18 protein-coding genes are annotated in these 16,166 nt (G+C 43.4%); 1 reads left to right on the top strand and 17 read right to left on the bottom strand.

Features of this window, described 5'->3' with window-relative positions; all coding sequences use genetic code 11:
- Positions 1-54: 54 nt before the first annotated feature.
- A complete protein-coding gene (locus B4K11_RS10585) occupies positions 55-825 on the bottom strand; it encodes an exodeoxyribonuclease III (RefSeq protein WP_292950540.1) in 771 nt (256 codons plus the stop codon).
- A 185-nt stretch (positions 826-1,010) separates the two neighbouring features.
- Between B4K11_RS10585 and pyrE the strand changes: the two genes are divergently transcribed.
- Positions 1,011-1,652, top strand: a complete 642-nt coding sequence (gene pyrE / locus B4K11_RS10580) for an orotate phosphoribosyltransferase (protein ID WP_292950539.1) — start codon at positions 1,011-1,013, stop codon at positions 1,650-1,652.
- A 23-nt stretch (positions 1,653-1,675) separates the two neighbouring features.
- On the opposite strand, the gene B4K11_RS10575 is transcribed toward pyrE, so the two are convergent.
- The 16 genes from B4K11_RS10575 to fabI all read right to left on the bottom strand — a co-directional run bounded on the left by B4K11_RS10575 (position 1,676) and on the right by fabI (position 15,944).
- A complete protein-coding gene (locus B4K11_RS10575) occupies positions 1,676-2,140 on the bottom strand; it encodes a hypothetical protein (protein ID WP_292950538.1) in 465 nt (154 codons plus the stop codon).
- Positions 2,130-3,038: a PulJ/GspJ family protein gene (locus B4K11_RS10570; protein ID WP_292950537.1), complete on the bottom strand. Its 909-nt coding sequence runs from the start codon at positions 3,036-3,038 to the stop codon at positions 2,130-2,132. The genes B4K11_RS10575 and B4K11_RS10570 overlap by 11 nt, the downstream gene beginning before the upstream one ends.
- On the bottom strand, positions 3,038-3,574 hold the full coding sequence (locus B4K11_RS10565) for a prepilin-type N-terminal cleavage/methylation domain-containing protein (RefSeq protein WP_292950536.1): 537 nt from the start codon (positions 3,572-3,574) through the stop codon (positions 3,038-3,040). The genes B4K11_RS10570 and B4K11_RS10565 overlap by 1 nt, the downstream gene beginning before the upstream one ends.
- The gene (locus B4K11_RS10560) at positions 3,555-4,178 is read right to left on the bottom strand and encodes a prepilin-type N-terminal cleavage/methylation domain-containing protein (RefSeq protein ID WP_292950535.1); all 624 of its coding nucleotides are present in this window, start codon (positions 4,176-4,178) and stop codon (positions 3,555-3,557) included. Before B4K11_RS10560 ends, B4K11_RS10565 begins: the two co-directional genes overlap by 20 nt.
- 22 nt (positions 4,179-4,200) lie before the next feature.
- Entirely contained in the window at positions 4,201-4,722 is a 522-nt protein-coding gene (locus B4K11_RS10555) for a type II secretion system protein (RefSeq protein ID WP_292950534.1), read from the bottom strand.
- A gap of 81 nt (positions 4,723-4,803) precedes the next feature.
- The gene (locus B4K11_RS10550) at positions 4,804-5,316 is read right to left on the bottom strand and encodes a type II secretion system protein (protein WP_292950533.1); all 513 of its coding nucleotides are present in this window, start codon (positions 5,314-5,316) and stop codon (positions 4,804-4,806) included.
- A 7-nt stretch (positions 5,317-5,323) separates the two neighbouring features.
- Entirely contained in the window at positions 5,324-6,556 is a 1,233-nt protein-coding gene (locus tag B4K11_RS10545; protein WP_292950532.1) for a type II secretion system F family protein, read from the bottom strand.
- A 16-nt stretch (positions 6,557-6,572) separates the two neighbouring features.
- Positions 6,573-8,354, bottom strand: coding sequence for a GspE/PulE family protein (locus B4K11_RS10540; protein WP_292950531.1), 1,782 nt, complete (start codon positions 8,352-8,354; stop codon positions 6,573-6,575).
- 14 nt (positions 8,355-8,368) lie between these two features.
- The gene (locus B4K11_RS10535; RefSeq protein ID WP_292950530.1) at positions 8,369-9,856 is read right to left on the bottom strand and encodes a tetratricopeptide repeat protein; all 1,488 of its coding nucleotides are present in this window, start codon (positions 9,854-9,856) and stop codon (positions 8,369-8,371) included.
- Entirely contained in the window at positions 9,853-10,755 is a 903-nt protein-coding gene (locus B4K11_RS10530) for an ExeA family protein (RefSeq protein WP_292950529.1), read from the bottom strand. The genes B4K11_RS10535 and B4K11_RS10530 overlap by 4 nt, the downstream gene beginning before the upstream one ends.
- A gap of 15 nt (positions 10,756-10,770) precedes the next feature.
- Positions 10,771-12,333: a pilus (MSHA type) biogenesis protein MshL gene (mshL, locus tag B4K11_RS10525; protein ID WP_292950528.1), complete on the bottom strand. Its 1,563-nt coding sequence runs from the start codon at positions 12,331-12,333 to the stop codon at positions 10,771-10,773.
- A 12-nt stretch (positions 12,334-12,345) separates the two neighbouring features.
- The gene (locus B4K11_RS10520) at positions 12,346-12,678 is read right to left on the bottom strand and encodes a hypothetical protein (RefSeq protein ID WP_292950527.1); all 333 of its coding nucleotides are present in this window, start codon (positions 12,676-12,678) and stop codon (positions 12,346-12,348) included.
- Entirely contained in the window at positions 12,671-13,321 is a 651-nt protein-coding gene (locus tag B4K11_RS10515; protein WP_292950526.1) for a hypothetical protein, read from the bottom strand. Before B4K11_RS10515 ends, B4K11_RS10520 begins: the two co-directional genes overlap by 8 nt.
- Positions 13,314-13,913 carry a hypothetical protein gene (locus B4K11_RS10510; RefSeq protein WP_292950525.1) on the bottom strand — a complete coding sequence of 200 codons (600 nt, stop codon included), beginning with the start codon at positions 13,911-13,913 and terminating at the stop codon, positions 13,314-13,316. Before B4K11_RS10510 ends, B4K11_RS10515 begins: the two co-directional genes overlap by 8 nt.
- The gene (gene pilM / locus B4K11_RS10505) at positions 13,910-14,839 is read right to left on the bottom strand and encodes a pilus assembly protein PilM (protein WP_292950524.1); all 930 of its coding nucleotides are present in this window, start codon (positions 14,837-14,839) and stop codon (positions 13,910-13,912) included. The genes B4K11_RS10510 and pilM overlap by 4 nt, the downstream gene beginning before the upstream one ends.
- A 334-nt stretch (positions 14,840-15,173) precedes the next feature.
- Entirely contained in the window at positions 15,174-15,944 is a 771-nt protein-coding gene (gene fabI / locus B4K11_RS10500; RefSeq protein ID WP_292950523.1) for an enoyl-ACP reductase FabI, read from the bottom strand.
- Between the last annotated feature and the right edge of the window lie 222 nt (positions 15,945-16,166).

Genomic DNA, 16,166 nt, shown 5'->3' with positions numbered 1-16,166 from the left:
GCCATTGGCTCCTTTTTTATTATTAAGTCACTAAGCTGTTTTCGCGCTTAACGCTTAACCTATATCGTAATCAATGATGACCGGTGCATGCTCACTAAAAGCAACATCACGATAGATCTGTGCATTCTTCACAGTTTTACGCAGGTTGGCTGTTGTGATCTGGTAGTCTAAGCGAGCACCTTCATTTAATTTACGCGCACGATTGTATTCTGGCCACCATGTAAACTGGCGTTCCGCATGGTTAATTTGACGGAATGCATCGACATAACCCATCTCATCAAAGATTAAAGCCATCCAATCGCGTTCATTTTGCAAGAAACCGGAAACGGTCTGATTAGCATACCAGTTGCTTAGATCGACGGTCTTATGCGCGATATTGGTGGTACCGCAAAAGATAAATTCACGACGTTTACGCAACGTTTTATTGAGATGTCCGGCAAAATCCACCATGAAGGCTTCTTTCTCTTGCTGTGCTTCATCGCCTTTTAAGCCTGAAGGCAGTGCAAAAGAAGCCACACTCACATGTTCAAAGTCAGCTTGGATAAAACGCCCATGCTGATCACAGAGCTCAAAGCTTAAACCTGTCATAATCGCTTTAGGGATTTCACGCGTATAGATCGCCACACCACTATAGCCATCTTCCCAAGCATCAAAGAAGTAAGAGTGGTAGCCTTCTGGGTGATAACGTTCATCATCCAGTTGATAGTCTTTTGCACGCAAATCTTGCAAGCAAATCACATCAGCATTTTGTTGGACCATCCAGTCGAAAAAGCCTTTTTCAACAGCCTGTTCAATACCTTGTGCATTAAAGGTGATGACGCGCATAAAAGTGTGTTCCTGTCTGAATCCAGACCAATAACGAATTAATATTATTTTTAATCTAAGGTGGGATTGTATAGCGAAGTGAACGAAATTGAAATTTTTTGCTGCTGCTTACACTTATGGAGCCAAACGCCGCTCACTGGTAGAATAACCCCAATTTTTTAATCCCCAATCCATCGGAGACTGCTATGCAGGATTACCAGCGCGAGTTTATTGAATTTGCTATCGAACAAAATGTACTGCGCTTTGGCGAATTTACGCTTAAATCCGGCCGTACTAGCCCTTATTTCTTTAATGCTGGCCTTTTTAGCACCGGCAGCGCACTGGCAAAACTCGGTCGTTTTTATGCTCAAGCGATAAAAAACTCTGGTGTTTCATTTGATGTGTTATTCGGCCCTGCCTACAAAGGCATCCCTTTGGCGACAACAACGGCTGTTGCGCTAGCGGACCAACATGGCGATGATGTTCCTTATGTATTTAACCGTAAGGAAGCAAAAACCCACGGCGAAGGCGGTAGCTTAGTTGGCGCAGCATTGGAAGGCGGCGTCATGATCATTGATGACGTAATTACTGCGGGCACTGCTATCCGTGAAGTGATGGAGATCATCGACCAAGCAGGTGCGAAACCAGCAGGTGTTGTGATTGCACTTAACCGCCAAGAGAAAGGTAAAGGTGAACTGTCCGCGATTCAGGAAGTAGAGCGTGATTACAGCATGCCGGTTGTCAGCATCGTGAGCTTAGGCGATCTAATCGACTACTTGACTGAAAAAGGTGATATGGCCACTGAATTAGCAGCGATTAGCAAGTACCGCGACGAATACGGTATCTAAACCTATTGATGTAATCAGAGCGGTTACTGTGCTGCTCTGATTACGATACGTCGAGAAGCACCATCTAAACCACTTCCACCACAGTATCCGGTACTATCAATCGTCCAAAAACTCCCCTCTGGGGAATCGACGCTGTAATAAAAAACCTCTGCGTGGCAACCATTAAGCCCTTTAACGGTAAAACTTTCATTCGCCGTTGGCCCGGGCCAATAATCCCATACTGCTGGAGCACTACCAACCGCCGCTGATGCGGTGCAACCAGACAGTCCATTTTCCAAACAGGTAAGCTCTAACTCAACCCCGGTTTGTGCCGCCGTAATTGCTCGTGCACCCACAAACTCTTGCACTGTTGTCTCTTGGGTCAGCGTAAAGAAACGCGCCATTCCGGTGATCATAACCGCTAGTATGGTGATAACAAAGATCGCTGATATCAAACCTAAACCGGCTTGCCTCCGGCGCGCAGCAGGATGAGTATTATTAAGGGACATTTTTAACCTGCACTTCAAATTGGACTCGGATGCTTTCTTGCGTAGGATCTGAGACCGATAAATCTTGATCTTGAACAAAAAGATCAAATAGCACGATACCATTTCTCAATAACGTGGCTTCACTGTATTTAAACGGCGAACTATCTCCAGGCGTAACAATATCACTGGCAAGCAAAGCCTCTTGAGGCTCCGATAGGTTAGCAAATAAGGTCACCCCATCAGGCTGACTATTTGCGAACGTATATGAGCTCCCTTCTGCACCCTGAAAACGATATAGATCCGTTCCAACAATACAAAAGCTGACCGGCTCATCGACGATAAAGTAACGCTTAGATGGAGACTCTGCAGGGAATCTATGCGTGCCTGTCAGCAGCACATCAACCGTACCAGAAGCAGACTCTAGTGCACTGCTTGCGCTCATGAGTGGAGAGATAATAGAGAGGCTGTCTAAATCATATATTGGATTTTCACCCGCTGGCCGAGCGGGTTCATCTGCCGTATTTGTATCGATCGGGTATACCGCAATTCTGCCAATCGGTGGTTCTACTGCAAAAGGTACCGATGGAAAGCTGCTTGATGCAGATATGGGTATAGATAAATACCGAGATGCGGCTAACGACGGAATGAACTCTATACACTGCCCGGCCCCATCGACCCTAATACTGTTTGGTAATGCATTACGAATTTCACGCGCCATACGCTCTACCGCCACCCTAACGGCGGAAGAAAGCTGATCACGCCGCGTAAGGTCCGCATACCCCTGCATCGTAGACGTAATAAAACCAACGGTAACGAGAGAAATAATGCTTAATAAAACGATCACAACAATCAGCTCTACAATCGTAAAGCCATGCTGTTTGCCTAAAAAACTAGCGCGTTTATGAGATAAAATGTGCATTAATAGTTACCCCGTAGGGCACTAAATTTAACCGCGCCTTGACCCGTATTACCGGGAGGTGTCACGGTGACAATTACCTGCTTTACTAGCGAATTATCAGAAGCAGTGAAATATGATGATCCAACATAAGAAACTTCAACGCTCACTTGATAGTTCCTATAAGAAGAGATACCTCCCGAGGTAACAACGGCATTAAAAAGACCTACCGCATTCTCACTCAAGCCGTGATAGTCATCTACATCATCGAAAGTTTCACGGGTTTCAGAGCCTTCAGGACCAAAACTGACTTCTGCTGTGCAGGGATTACAGATAGGACTTCCACCAACAGGTGTAGTTTCATCATAACGACGCGAAAGAATCTCTTCTAGATAGGCCTGACCTAAATAGGAGACTCGCGTCTGCCACATAACATCAGAGCTATGTTTCGCTATATTTCCCCAACTCGCTATCGCCGCCGTCAGAGCAATACTGATTATCACGATTGTGACAATCACTTCTATTATGGAGAATCCGCGCTCAGCGACAGGTTGATTCATAGTTATAACCTGTTAACGAAAGACAAAAACCACCACGGCTATCAGTAAACTGTAAACTACTATTAACTGCTTGGGCTAAGCTAGGGAAGGAGGCTTCTGAGGAAAGCGCAACATTACTTTTCACACGCACCATATCACCCAGCTGGTTATACATAACGACAATATTCTCACCAACACCAATACTGCTCGACAACGCCCCTCCTACGCTTAAAGAAACATCGTAGGAGATATGTGTACTCGCAAGAATATTTTTTTGAAGTTGTGCAGATGATATTTCCACCGGCGATGCACCATCTCCCACACTTGTATCAAGGAGTATATAGATACGCCACTGATCAGTGGCTTGGCGACCCAATACCCAATATACAGAAGAGGCATGCTGCGCTAATGCGGATTTCTGCGCCAATTTTAATGAACCAAGAATCGAACTACGAAGAGAAGCATCTTGATAACTAGAAACGCCACCAAGTCGAGGGAAAGCAACGGCTGAAAGAATGCCTAAAAGAACAATAACAACGATAAGCTCAACCACCGTGAAACCACGCTGGCGAGATAGAGAGCAGCTTTTCTTAGCTTGAGCTAAAGACGGATAAAAGCTGCTCATATGAAGCACACAATCGGTACTATTACTCGTCGGCACCGGTCACGGTAACGTTGCCAGAATCAGCATCGTAAGTGATCAAACGATTCGCACCTGAAGGCGCATCCTGACGGTAAGTGAAAGTACATGTATCAGCATCTACAGCGCCAGCCTGGTAATCAACACCATTACCTGGTGCAGCGGCAGCTGTCGAAGCAGTAGGACGACTACCTTGCAAAACATTGTCCCAAACGTCGACACAGTCTCCAGCACCACCAATCGAATTACCCGCTCCCGATGCACCGATAGGGTAACCAGAACTATTGATCGCGACGGAAGCAGCACCATCCAGTTGAACGCCTGCTCCAGACCCTGCATTTTCTACGACTGCTTTAGCTTTAGCCAAAGCAACACCAGCAGCAAAACCACCTGCAGCACCTTTAACAGCTGCATTATGCGCATCATCTGTCACATTAATAAAACGCGGTAGTGCTACTGCGGCTAAAATACCCAGTAAGGCGATAACAACGACCAATTCAATGATTGTAAAACCTGTTTGCTTTTTCATGGAACTCTCTGCCCCTGACTATTAAATTGCAATTAATTGATTTTTAACAAATTATAAGCAGTTTGTATAGTTTAGCCTGCCTTAATCTGCTTTCCAATAAAACTTATATAGTGGCAGTAAGCTCGCTTCGACTGCCAAACCGTTCTCTCGGCCAGGTTGCTGCAACGTTGCCACAATCTGAAAAGGTATTACATCAACTTGTTCAAACTCATTTTTAAGCTGCGTTACTCTTTTCGCTTTATAAACAAGCCAGTGTTTATCCGTAACAAAATACCAAAATTCACCCTGAACTTTCGCTAACTCGCTATAGGTTATCTCCCCCGCATAATTAAAGGGCCTATGCTGTATCAGCTCCATAGGGTTAGCCGTCCTCAACTCCGTTTTAGACACCTCATTCTGTTCTGCAAACCAGTATGCCACTTTTAAAGTGACTTGAGCCTGAATATTCTGACTCACCCCTTCAAAGGACACCCGCTCAACATCTTCCGCAAGGCCTTCAAGACTTTTATAAGCCCACAGCATCAACGTAGAAATAATAATAAGCGAGACAACGAGCTCCAACAGTGAAAAACCACTGTTGTCACGTTTTAACACCCCACTCTTAACCATTGATCGTGGTGCTCAATTCCCATAATGGTAAGAAAACGCCCAATGCAAGCACAAGCACCATCATGCCGATCGCTACGATCATGATAGGCTCAATTGCACTCGCTAAATTCTTTAAATCGTATTCAACCTCTTGTTCATAAAAGCCTGCGGCTTCTTCTAGCATCTCATCGACTCGACCGGTTTCTTCGCCTACAGCCAACATCTGCATCACCAATGGACTAAACATTTTGGCTTGATGGGCTGTTTGCGTAAATGCCTCACCACGCTCGATACCTTGGCGCATATCTGCCACTTTACTACCGATATAACGATTACCCACAGCGGTAGCAACAATTGTCAAACCTTGCTCAATAGGTACACCGGCTTTTAGAACAATACTGAATGTTCTCGAGAAGCGGCCGAGTACAACTCTATAGAATATCGGCCCGACGAGTGGAAACTTCAGTTTTCTTCGATCCCATGCCATATGCCCTTTTTCCGTTTTCACCCATCGGAAGAAAGCAAATATCATGATGACTAAACCACCTAACATGGCCCACCACCAATTCACCGTAAAATCAGAAAGCGTTATTAATACTTTTGTTTGCCATGGCATATCCCCACCAAAGCTCTCAAATACTGATTTAAAGGCGGGTATAACAAAGATATTAATAATGCCAATAGCAACAGAAATAGCGAACAAGACAAACATAGGATAACGTGTAGCTTGCTTCACACTTTTAATAGTTTCGCGTTCTAACTCTAGATATGCGGCCATCTGTCGAAAAGAACCATCTAACTGACCCGTATTCTCTCCAACATGGATCATACTGATATAAAGCTCACTAAATACTTTGGGATGCTTTGACAAAGCTGAAGATAAAGTATTACCTTTTTCTAAATCATCCGCTAAGGTGCCTAAGATACCTTCAAGCAGAGGGTTAGAGACTGTATTAGCTAAGCCTCTCATCGCACGTGTAATTGGCACACCCGCTTTAGTGAGGCTATACATCTGCCGGCTAAACATGATCAACTCATCAAGACTAACCTTCTGGAAAAGGCTCAGTTTTATCTCTTTGCTTCCCGCGGCCTCTTTAGTCTTTTCTGCCTGCGCTGCAGTAATTGTTATCGGAATAATGCCGTCAGCAGAAAGCTGCGACGCAGCCATATCCAAGCTACCCGCCTCTATACGGCCAGTAACTTCTCCACCTTCTCTGTTTCTACCCCGATAACTAAATGCTGGCATCGTTTATTTTTCCCACTTACTCAAGTTCCAAACCGCCGGTACTCGGCAATGCAGGTGAGCTGTTATCTACTTCAGGAGCGTCTAAGTAGACTGATTCATCTAACTGTTCGGTCACACGGAATACCTCCTCCAAAGAAGTGATACCTGCAAGAGCCAGATCTAACGCACTATAAACCAGCGGTTTGTAATGTGGATCCGTTGTCGCCGCTGCGGTAAATGCAGCGCTATCATTACGTCGTAAGGCATCCGCCATTGGCTCATTAATTTCGAGTAATTCAAAAATACCGGTACGACCTTTATAACCGGTATTATTACAATAGGTGCAACCACGCCCTTTCTTAAGCTCAATATCATCAAGCCCTAACTCTTCCTGACGCTCATCTAGCCATACCTGCTCCGAGCCACTTGGATGGTAGTGTTGAGAACAGTTATTACATATTTTACGTACCAATCGCTGCGCTAAAATGCCATTCAAAGCGGATGCAGCTAAATAACCTTCAATACCAATATCGGTTAAGCGCATCGCACTCGAAACCGCATCATTGGTATGCAACGTAGATAGTACAAAGTGACCTGTCATCGCCGCTCTTAACGCGATCTCTGCGGTTTCTTTATCTCGAATCTCACCCACTAATAATATGTCCGGGTCTTGACGTAATGTCGCACGCAAGACCGTAGAAAAATCTAACCCTATATTTGGATGAACTTGCACTTGGTTAATTCGCGGTAAACGATACTCTACTGGGTCTTCAACGGTGATAATCTTTTTCTTATGGCTATTTAATTCATTTAGCGCACCATATAGCGTGGTCGTTTTACCACTACCTGTCGGCCCTGTTACCAACAAAATCCCATGCGGTTCATTAATCATTTTCCGCAAACGAGGTAACATCTTTTCAGGTAAACCAACCTTGTCTAGACCAATGATTCCACCCGATTGGTCTAACAAACGCATAACAACCGATTCACCGTACTGAATCGGCAGTGTCGACATACGTACATCAACACTATGGCCTTTTACGCTAATGTTAAAACGACCATCTTGAGGCAAGCGTTTTTCAGATATATTGAGTGACGCCATGAGCTTTAAACGAAGCACAAGTGCCGAAGCAATACGCTTCTCCTTCATGACATGTTCATGCAATACACCATCAATACGCTGGCGAACACGCAAAACCGTCTCATCAGGCTCAATATGTATATCAGATGCACCTACTTGAACAGCATCCTCAAACAAGCTCTTTAATAATTTAACAACAGGGACATCAACTTCATCCGTTGCTGTTAATGCTGCGAGGTCAAACGCATCATCAGCAATTTCTTCATTTAGCTGGTCGGCTAGATCTTCAATATCACTTGTTTTGCGATATAACAGATCCATTGATTGCAAAAGCTGCGCTTCAGAAACAACCGCTAGCTCTATCGGCTTAGGCAGTGCTCGTTGTAATTCATCGAACGCAAAAATATCCATCGGGTCCGACATCCCGACTAAGAAGTGATCAGCATCCTCTTTAAGCACTAATGCACGGAAACGCCGTGCTTGAGTTTCAGGTAAACGTAAAACATCATCTTGATTAAACGAGTAGTGATTTAACTCAACGAGAGGAATATTTAGCTGCTGAGAGAGAAACTCAAGGAACTGCTGCTCCTTAACATACCCCATAGTCACTAGGGTTTTACCCAGCTTCTGGCGCGTTTGCTTTTGCTTATCCAGCGCTTCCATTAGCTGAGGCTCAGTTAGAACCCCATTCTGAACTAATAGATCACCAATACGGATTTTCATCTTGGGTGCAGCCATGCAGCCCCTTCCTCCTAACGACCCGCCAGCGCTTGAATACGCTGGCGAGCATAGTTTTTCAAACCGTTATCAATTGTTGGAATCTGCATCCCTCGTTGATACGCACTACGGGCATCACTGTATCGCTTAACTTGTTCTAGCGCATAACCCATCCCAATCCACCAACGCGGTACATCATTTTCAAGTTGGAGCAGCTGATAATAAACTTGTGCCGCTTTTTCCGGGAGGCCTTGCTGCTGCATAGCCGTTGCCATTAACTCATAATATTCTGAATCATTCTCGATACTAGGCGGCTGTTGGTTCAATAAAGTTATAACACGACCGGTTTGCCCGTCTGACATCCAGATCCGTGCTTGCAGTTTTTTTAACGTACTATTGTTTGGGTGCATTCGCAGACTTTGAGTCACTAAATTCTGACTCCCCTGCATGTCCCCTTTGGACAGAAGCAAGGTGGCTAATACGCCTCTAACATTTTCAGCCCTATTCGGTTGCCCTGTGATAAACGTCAACATTTGCTTTTCAGCACCTGCTATATCGCCTTTACCAATTAACTGGCGCGCACGTGTTGCAACCTGCCGGTCACTTAATGTTAGGCTCGTTTTCTCAACCGGCTTTGTAGCCTTAGGCGTAATATTTTCCGAGTAAGCAGAAACATTTACATGAAGTTCACTGCCTGAACGAATCGATTCCGATGGCTTTGATTTAACCACCTCAGTAACAACCTTTTTATCAGAATGAGCAGGTGTACTTTCCTCAACCGAAACCGCTTCAGTACTCACTATTACTTGCGGTTCAACAGGCTGAATCTGCTGAGGAATAACACCTAGAATCAACGTGGTTGGTGATGTCTCAAGGCGAAAAACAAACTGACTTGGAACATGGGTTGTTAACGTTAATAAAGTACGCTGCTGTTCATCTACATTCATATCTAAACGTCTAACAAATGAGCTAGATATCAAAGGCAATGCCGTTTTTAGGGAAACGTCATCTAAGGCAATAACAATAGCTTTATCTTTTTGGTTTAAGACCTGAATATCTGCATCATTACTTAGCCGAACAACAAGATCTCCACCTAAATCGGTACCCGCCCACTTTATCTCATTAATCGTGATCGGCTGATTAGGGATTGCTTCATATTTAATATCATCAGGAGCAATATGACTTTGTTCAGGAATAGCCGTATCTGAAAGAATGACCGGCTCGTCCTCTGACTCATCATCAACTGGGCCAGATTTAACCTCAGACTCAATAACCGTTTCTGTCATGTAAGGTAAACCAGAATCATCACCCTGATACTGATCTGCATATTGCTGCCATAAAAACCATAGCGTCATCACGAGGGCAGCGGCACCTATCGCCCATAGGATATAACGAGGAGTAGAGTTTGGGAGAGGTTCTTCAATATGCTGCGCAGCTTTAACCGTTGACTGGTTGCCCGGTACAGTCGCGCTATTTTCATTACGCTGCTCTAGATCTCGCAGCATGTCATTAACCAAACTCATTGATTAATGCCTAAATAAACCAAAAACACTGTCGCCACAAACAAGCCACCGATTAAACCCCAAACAATTGGCTGTGTATTTTTGGGTTTCACAATGCCTTGCGTATCGTCAATGGCACGAAGCACATGTGCACCATCAACCTTAAGATCACCTTTGCCATATGCAGCCATTAGCGCTTTATGCGATAAGATATTAATTAAACGAGGAGTTCCACCTGAAGCACGCGCAATTTTGTTAGATGCATCTCGTTTAAAAAGCGACATCCCATTAAAGCCCGCCTTTTGAATCCGCTGATCAATGTAATGCTCTACCGCTTCATTATCTAAATGGCTCAATTCATAGCTAAACGTTATGCGCTGTAAGAGCTGACGTAACGACTTCTGACTTAAAAGCTCATCCAATTCAGGCTGGCCAAAAAGTACAACCTGAAACAGTTTAGCCGACTCAGTTTCAAGATTAGTGAGTAGCCGTAATGCTTCTATCGTTTCTTCGGGCATGGCCTGGGCTTCATCGACCAAGAGAACAACTTTACGTTGTTCCTGAGCAAGCTCAATTAATCGCTGATTTATGGCATTAAGTAGATCAAAATGTTCTAACCCACTGACATCTAAGCCGATCTCTTGGGCGAAGCTTTTACGGAATTCATCTGGACTAAGATAGGGGTTCGGAATATAAGCTGTTACATAATCATCACAATCAAGCGCATTGAGTAATTTACGACAGAGTAGTGTTTTTCCTGTACCAACCTCTCCTACTACCTTAACAAAGCCATCACCTCCCGCTAGAGCTACTAACATAAGGTTCAATGCCTCATGGTGAGTAGGCATATTCAAAAAGAAATGCGTATTAGGCGTCAGCGTAAAGGGCAGTTCACTTAAACCAAAATGATCTAAATACAATTTCCGGTCACCTTATTAAAACGACGGTCTAAACGCATCTAAGCTTCTTTTAAGCTCTGATTGCTGAGACTCAAAGTTAGACAATACAGGTCTCAATAGAATAACTAACTCAGTTTTATTCGCTGAATATTGTTTCTGCTTAAAAAGGTTACCTATACCTGGAATATCGCTCAGTCCAGGCGCTTCAGCATCAATATTATTTGATATGGATTGCATTAAGCCACCAATCACAATCACCTGACCACTATCCGCTTTAACAATACTATCGGACTCTCTGATAGTACTAAGTGCAAGCGGTATATTAAATTCATCACTCCCGATACTAATTCGCTTCTGCTGATCTTCTACACGTGAAACCGCTGGGTGAATGTGTAAAACAATACGTCCATCCGCACTTATCTGAGGTGTTACGTCCAGGGCGATACCAGAAAAGAAAGGAGTCAATTCTATGCTTGGCGAATTGGTTGTACTGGTACCTGTAGTCGTTGTATTTTCGACTTCGGTAACAAAGAATTCATCCGTTCCCACTTTAATAATCGCTTTCTGATTATTAACAGTTGATACACGAGGGCTGGACAATACTTGCACATCACCCTGAGTACCGAGGAGCTCTATAACAGCTGTAAAATCACCAAGGCTTAAATCTGCTTTAAAGATACCACCAATAGAATCAGCATTTGTTAAGCTTGTAGAAGACTGACTAAAAAGTGCGGACTTACCTCCACTTAACTCACCTAATGCAGTCCAATTCACCCCCGCCTGGAAACCACTATTAAGCGTGACTTCAAGTATTTTGGCTTCAATCACGACTTGTCGATGTAGAATAAGCTCAGCTTGATCTAGATAAGCGCTTACTGTCTTTAATTCGCTCGGTAGCGCACGTACGACAACCACTCCGGTCTGCGGCGTAACAACAACTTTACGGCCCTCACCTGAAACGATGGTATCTAAAGTGCTTTGCAAATTACCCCAAAAATCAGTTGAGGTTTTTGTACTGATCCGTGTACCAATCACTTCATCAGTACTCGAATTATCACCTGATGTACTCACAGATCCCGCGCTAACCTGTGTATCTGAAGTACCTTCACGTTGGATATCTAAATAATTTATTTGGAAAATTTTGGTTTGCAAAGAAGCAGGCAAAACTTGGTACAAGTTTCCATCACGACTATATTCATAGCCATAAACACGTTGAATAGCCCTCATTACTTCAGCTACGGTCACATCCTTTAGCGCTAACGAAATAGTGCCGCCAACCTCTTCATGAACAATCATATTGTAAGACGTGCCTTGCACTAGGCCCATAAAGAAATCACGTGCAGGTAGAGCTTCTGCGGTAATATCAAAACGCTCGCTAGAATTTCCGTGACCTGAGTCAAAACTCAGCGGAGGTAATAGACCTAAAGGCGCGGTGGGGGGCGCAGGTATAATCTCATTCTGCTCATTATTAGAAAGAGCCTCTTCGATTGCAGCAACGCCCTCTTGTTGAGCTGTAGTGCCTCCAATAGGAGCAACTGCTTGGCAACCACTCAATAGCACAGCGCTAGAGAGGAATAGAACATTGAAAATATATTTCATAACTGATTAAACCTATTTTCCACTCTTCACTTTACTAAAACCTTTGGTCTCAGCTAATGAGATCAATTGTTCCTGACTTCCCACGTCAAGCGTCACGCCTTTATGAGCAATAGAAAGTACTTTCGCACCATCGACCTCATCACCCACTTGAACGCGCTTACCATTAACGACAGCCATTTTTGTAATACTACCTATTCTCAACCAACTTAAGTTATAAGCAGGCTTATCTGATACGGCGCTTAGCTGAGCAGCAACTGATGGCCGAGTTGGATCAGCAGGTAACGGCTCCGCTATTCCATGCCAGCTACATAACATAAAGAATATCGCTGTTATTTTGTTAAGCACCTAGCCACCCCGCTACAGAACTTAAGGTATGTACTTTAATCTTAATCTCTGCTGTAGGATATTCTCCTACGGTGTAATCTAATGTATCCCAAAAGAATACACCTTCTAACTGCTCAATCCGATTTAAGTAATCGTATAAACCTTGATAACTACCCTCAAGTACGACTTCAAACGGGTGCACATAGATCTTTGCAGAGTTTTCTTGTGGATCGCCCAACTCCATTGTTTCAACATCTAAACTGCGTGCACTGACTAAAGAGATCGCAGTTCCATTGTTAAGTACATCTCGCAACATCACGAGCATTTGGTCAGGTGAGACCAAGTTAGTTGCCGCCCGACGAATATCTTCATTTTGAGTCGAAAGCTCTGACCGTAGACGTTTAAGCTCTTTTCTCGCTGCAATATTTGGGTCTATGACATCCCTGTTTTTCAGAAGTTTTAATACTTGCTGCTGACTATTGATACTCGTTTCTAAAACAGCCTTCTGGGATGGGATATCCTTCATGCTAAGCAGTGCGGGCTCAATCAACGAAATATAGATAACCACTAAGGGCAAGATAACAATTGTTGCCAATATAAGGATTCTCTCTCTGATTGTGAGCGTAATCCATTTATCAGCACCCTGCCGTAATATTTTAATCATAAGCGCGTAACTCCGCAGTTACATCAAACGCAACACCTTTAACTGTGCTCTCCACCTTCAACTGACCTACACTCATGCCCTGGAACGTTTCTGTGCGCCCAATAGCTTCAAGCATCAAAGGGATATCAGGACCATCAACGGCGAGACCTTTAGCAACAAAACGCTGCTGCTGATTATCTAAACGAAATTTAATAAACCAAGATTGCGGCATTGATGCTTCAGCCAGTGCAGATAGATAAGTGGAGAAACGACTTCCGTTCGACGGCTGTACTCGATGTAGCAATGCTTTCAATTGTTTACGAGAAGAAATATCTTGTTCTAAACGAGCCTTTTCGGCTAGCAACTCGGGTCTCGCTTTCTGATTTGTAAAGCGTGCCTGCTCGTTAATAACATCGGCATCTAATTTTTTCTTAGTCTCTTTCAATTCAGCAATTTGTTCTTTCTGTAAGTTTGAATAAAAGGAGAGACCTGCACCTAAAGATAAGCACAAGAAAATGATAGCAGCCGCTATGGATAAACCACCTGAAAAACTAAGTGGATCGAATTTCGTTTTAACCTTATTAGAGCTATAGAGATTTATTCTTTGCTTCATCCTTTAACCTCAACTGTATTGTCAGCTACCCGTAAGGCCGCTGCCGCTGCGATCGTTACAGATTGTTGAAGTTCATCGGACAAATGCTCATTAGATGTCACAAGGTTATTCAGGTTAAGCGAATAAATATCAAGATGTAGATTCTGCCGTAACTCCTCCATTAGAGGCGTATCATCAGACTGCAAGGGCATAACCATTAAACGGACACATGGTGGCTTGCCGACTTGGCTTTCGTAATAGTCCAAAGAGCGCTGTAACTCTAAAACCGCCCCGCCAGCACTTTCTGGAGAAGCACTTTTGTTGTAAGACAATTGACGAGTAAAATACAAAGAGGCATCAGAAAGAAGATTAATAGAGCTGTTACGTTCACCCAAATAGAAGACAGCTAATCCAGCTTCAGAATCAGCAAGGTCTTCAGTTAGATTCAGCAATGCCAATTCAGGAACATCAACAATAACAGGATCTAAACCAATGCTCTGACACCACTTAACGTGCTTATCAACTTCTTCACGCAGAGCTACAACAGCATAAACCATGCGTTTAAGCCCCCGATATGAATCTTCAGGGAGCTCAATATAATCAATAACTGTTTTGTCGATGTCGAAAGTAACCATATCCTTGATGCGCCACCTTAATGCCTCGGCTAACTCGTCATCAGGAACTTCAGGTCGCTCAACAAGATGTAATTGATAACAAGATTCAGGCAAAACAACTAATGCCTGACTTCCTTGTAAAGAGCTCTTAGCTATCAGCTCGGAAAATCGGTGTGGTTCTAAAAAAGGGTTTTTAGTTTCTACGAATTCACAGAAGGTCAGTTCTGGTTCGTGTGAAATATCCTGCACATGCGCAATTGCAACACCTTCTTCAGTAAAGACGACTGAAGTGATTCCTTTAGCCGCTGTTTTCTTTTTAAAAAGTGCCAGCAAAACAGAACTCCTGACTATTCTATGCATAGACGATAACTTTAAATCTACCGTTGGTAAACAAACGTTTCAATTAAGAAAACATATAGAGAACGAAATAACAGTAAACTTAAGAACACATGTCGGCAACAACAGACATAACTTAACAGAAATTAGGTGAATAATTGAACGTATCGTATTGTTTTATTGAAATAAAGATATAATTATCCATTAAACATCAGTTTACCCAGAACACAATGAGCATAGTCAAAAAAGGTTAGCCATTGCACGGCTAACCTTTAATAGGCTGGATAGTAATGAAACTTAAAGAGGACTTTAAAAATAGCGAGCTATAACACTAACCAACAATACAAACACCATGGTCAACATAATGCGTAGTGCCGGTAACACCGCTAGAAAGGTCACTTAGATAATATAGCGCCGCCCCACCTACTTCATCGACGGTAGGAAGTTGCCCATCAACTGATTTAGCTCGGTTATAATCCAGCATAGCATCAAAATCTTTGATGCCTCCTGCTGCTCGTGTGGCAATCGTACCAGGCGATATAGAGTTAATACGAATGTGCTTAGGCCCTAAGTCCCTTGCCAAATAACGTGTAGCCGCTTCAAGAGAAGCCTTAGCACAACCCATAATATTGTAATCTCCGGTCGCTAATGCGCTACCTAGATACGAGAAGTTGATCATTGAGCCGCCTGATGTCATCAGGCCTTTTGCTTTACCCGCCATTTCTATAAACGAGTAACAAGATACATCCATTGCCTGTAAAAAACCCTCTCTGGAGCATTCAGAGATCGGAGCATGGAGGTCTTCTAACGGACAAAAGGCCAAAGAATGAATCACCCCATCAAGAGATCCCCACTGCTCAGATATTGCATCAAATACTGCATCCATCTGACCCGGAACAGTGACATCTAAAGGCATAAAAATACTAGCACCAAGTTCTTCAGCAAGCGGTGCAACAAAGCGCTCAGCTTTATCATTCAAATACGTTATGGCCAGCTCGGCACCATGCTCTTTAAGCTTTTTAGCACAACCATAGGCAATACTTTTATCGTTAGCGATACCAACAATAAGAATTTTTTTTCCGGCCATTAACTGATTAGACATACTTGCCTCAATATAGAAATTTAATAATTGATGGGGATTTTACACGAACTAGAATACAAAAATATGATATGGATAATACAAAAGAGGAAGAAGCTGCACTCTTGTATATCCAGCGAAAATAATCTCTTTTGAGAACATTAAATAATTTATTGGCATTTTAAAACGAAAAAACCCCGGCCACAGGGGGACCGGGGTTCTCTCTTAATTAAATGCTTGGCGATG

The sequence above is a fragment of the Neptuniibacter sp. UBA6509 genome (assembly GCA_002435145.1).
Classification (GTDB): domain Bacteria; phylum Pseudomonadota; class Gammaproteobacteria; order Pseudomonadales; family Balneatricaceae; genus Neptuniibacter.
Note: the sequence above shows the minus strand (reverse complement) of the source record. Positions and strands in the feature narration are given on the sequence as shown.

Coding starts and splice junctions, on each gene's coding strand:
- pyrE (WP_292950539.1), top strand. CDS start 1,011: ATGCAGGATTACCAGCGCGAGTTTATTGAATTTGCTATCGAACAAAAT.
- B4K11_RS10540 (WP_292950531.1), bottom strand. CDS start 8,354: ATGGCTGCACCCAAGATGAAAATCCGTATTGGTGATCTATTAGTTCAG.
- B4K11_RS10515 (WP_292950526.1), bottom strand. CDS start 13,321: ATGATTAAAATATTACGGCAGGGTGCTGATAAATGGATTACGCTCACA.
- B4K11_RS10565 (WP_292950536.1), bottom strand. CDS start 3,574: ATGAATCAACCTGTCGCTGAGCGCGGATTCTCCATAATAGAAGTGATT.
- B4K11_RS10545 (WP_292950532.1), bottom strand. CDS start 6,556: ATGCCAGCATTTAGTTATCGGGGTAGAAACAGAGAAGGTGGAGAAGTT.
- B4K11_RS10510 (WP_292950525.1), bottom strand. CDS start 13,913: ATGAAGCAAAGAATAAATCTCTATAGCTCTAATAAGGTTAAAACGAAA.
- B4K11_RS10535 (WP_292950530.1), bottom strand. CDS start 9,856: ATGAGTTTGGTTAATGACATGCTGCGAGATCTAGAGCAGCGTAATGAA.
- B4K11_RS10570 (WP_292950537.1), bottom strand. CDS start 3,038: ATGCACATTTTATCTCATAAACGCGCTAGTTTTTTAGGCAAACAGCAT.
- B4K11_RS10560 (WP_292950535.1), bottom strand. CDS start 4,178: ATGAGCAGCTTTTATCCGTCTTTAGCTCAAGCTAAGAAAAGCTGCTCT.
- fabI (WP_292950523.1), bottom strand. CDS start 15,944: ATGTCTAATCAGTTAATGGCCGGAAAAAAAATTCTTATTGTTGGTATC.
- mshL (WP_292950528.1), bottom strand. CDS start 12,333: ATGAAATATATTTTCAATGTTCTATTCCTCTCTAGCGCTGTGCTATTG.
- B4K11_RS10555 (WP_292950534.1), bottom strand. CDS start 4,722: ATGAAAAAGCAAACAGGTTTTACAATCATTGAATTGGTCGTTGTTATC.
- B4K11_RS10585 (WP_292950540.1), bottom strand. CDS start 825: ATGCGCGTCATCACCTTTAATGCACAAGGTATTGAACAGGCTGTTGAA.
- B4K11_RS10575 (WP_292950538.1), bottom strand. CDS start 2,140: ATGTCCCTTAATAATACTCATCCTGCTGCGCGCCGGAGGCAAGCCGGT.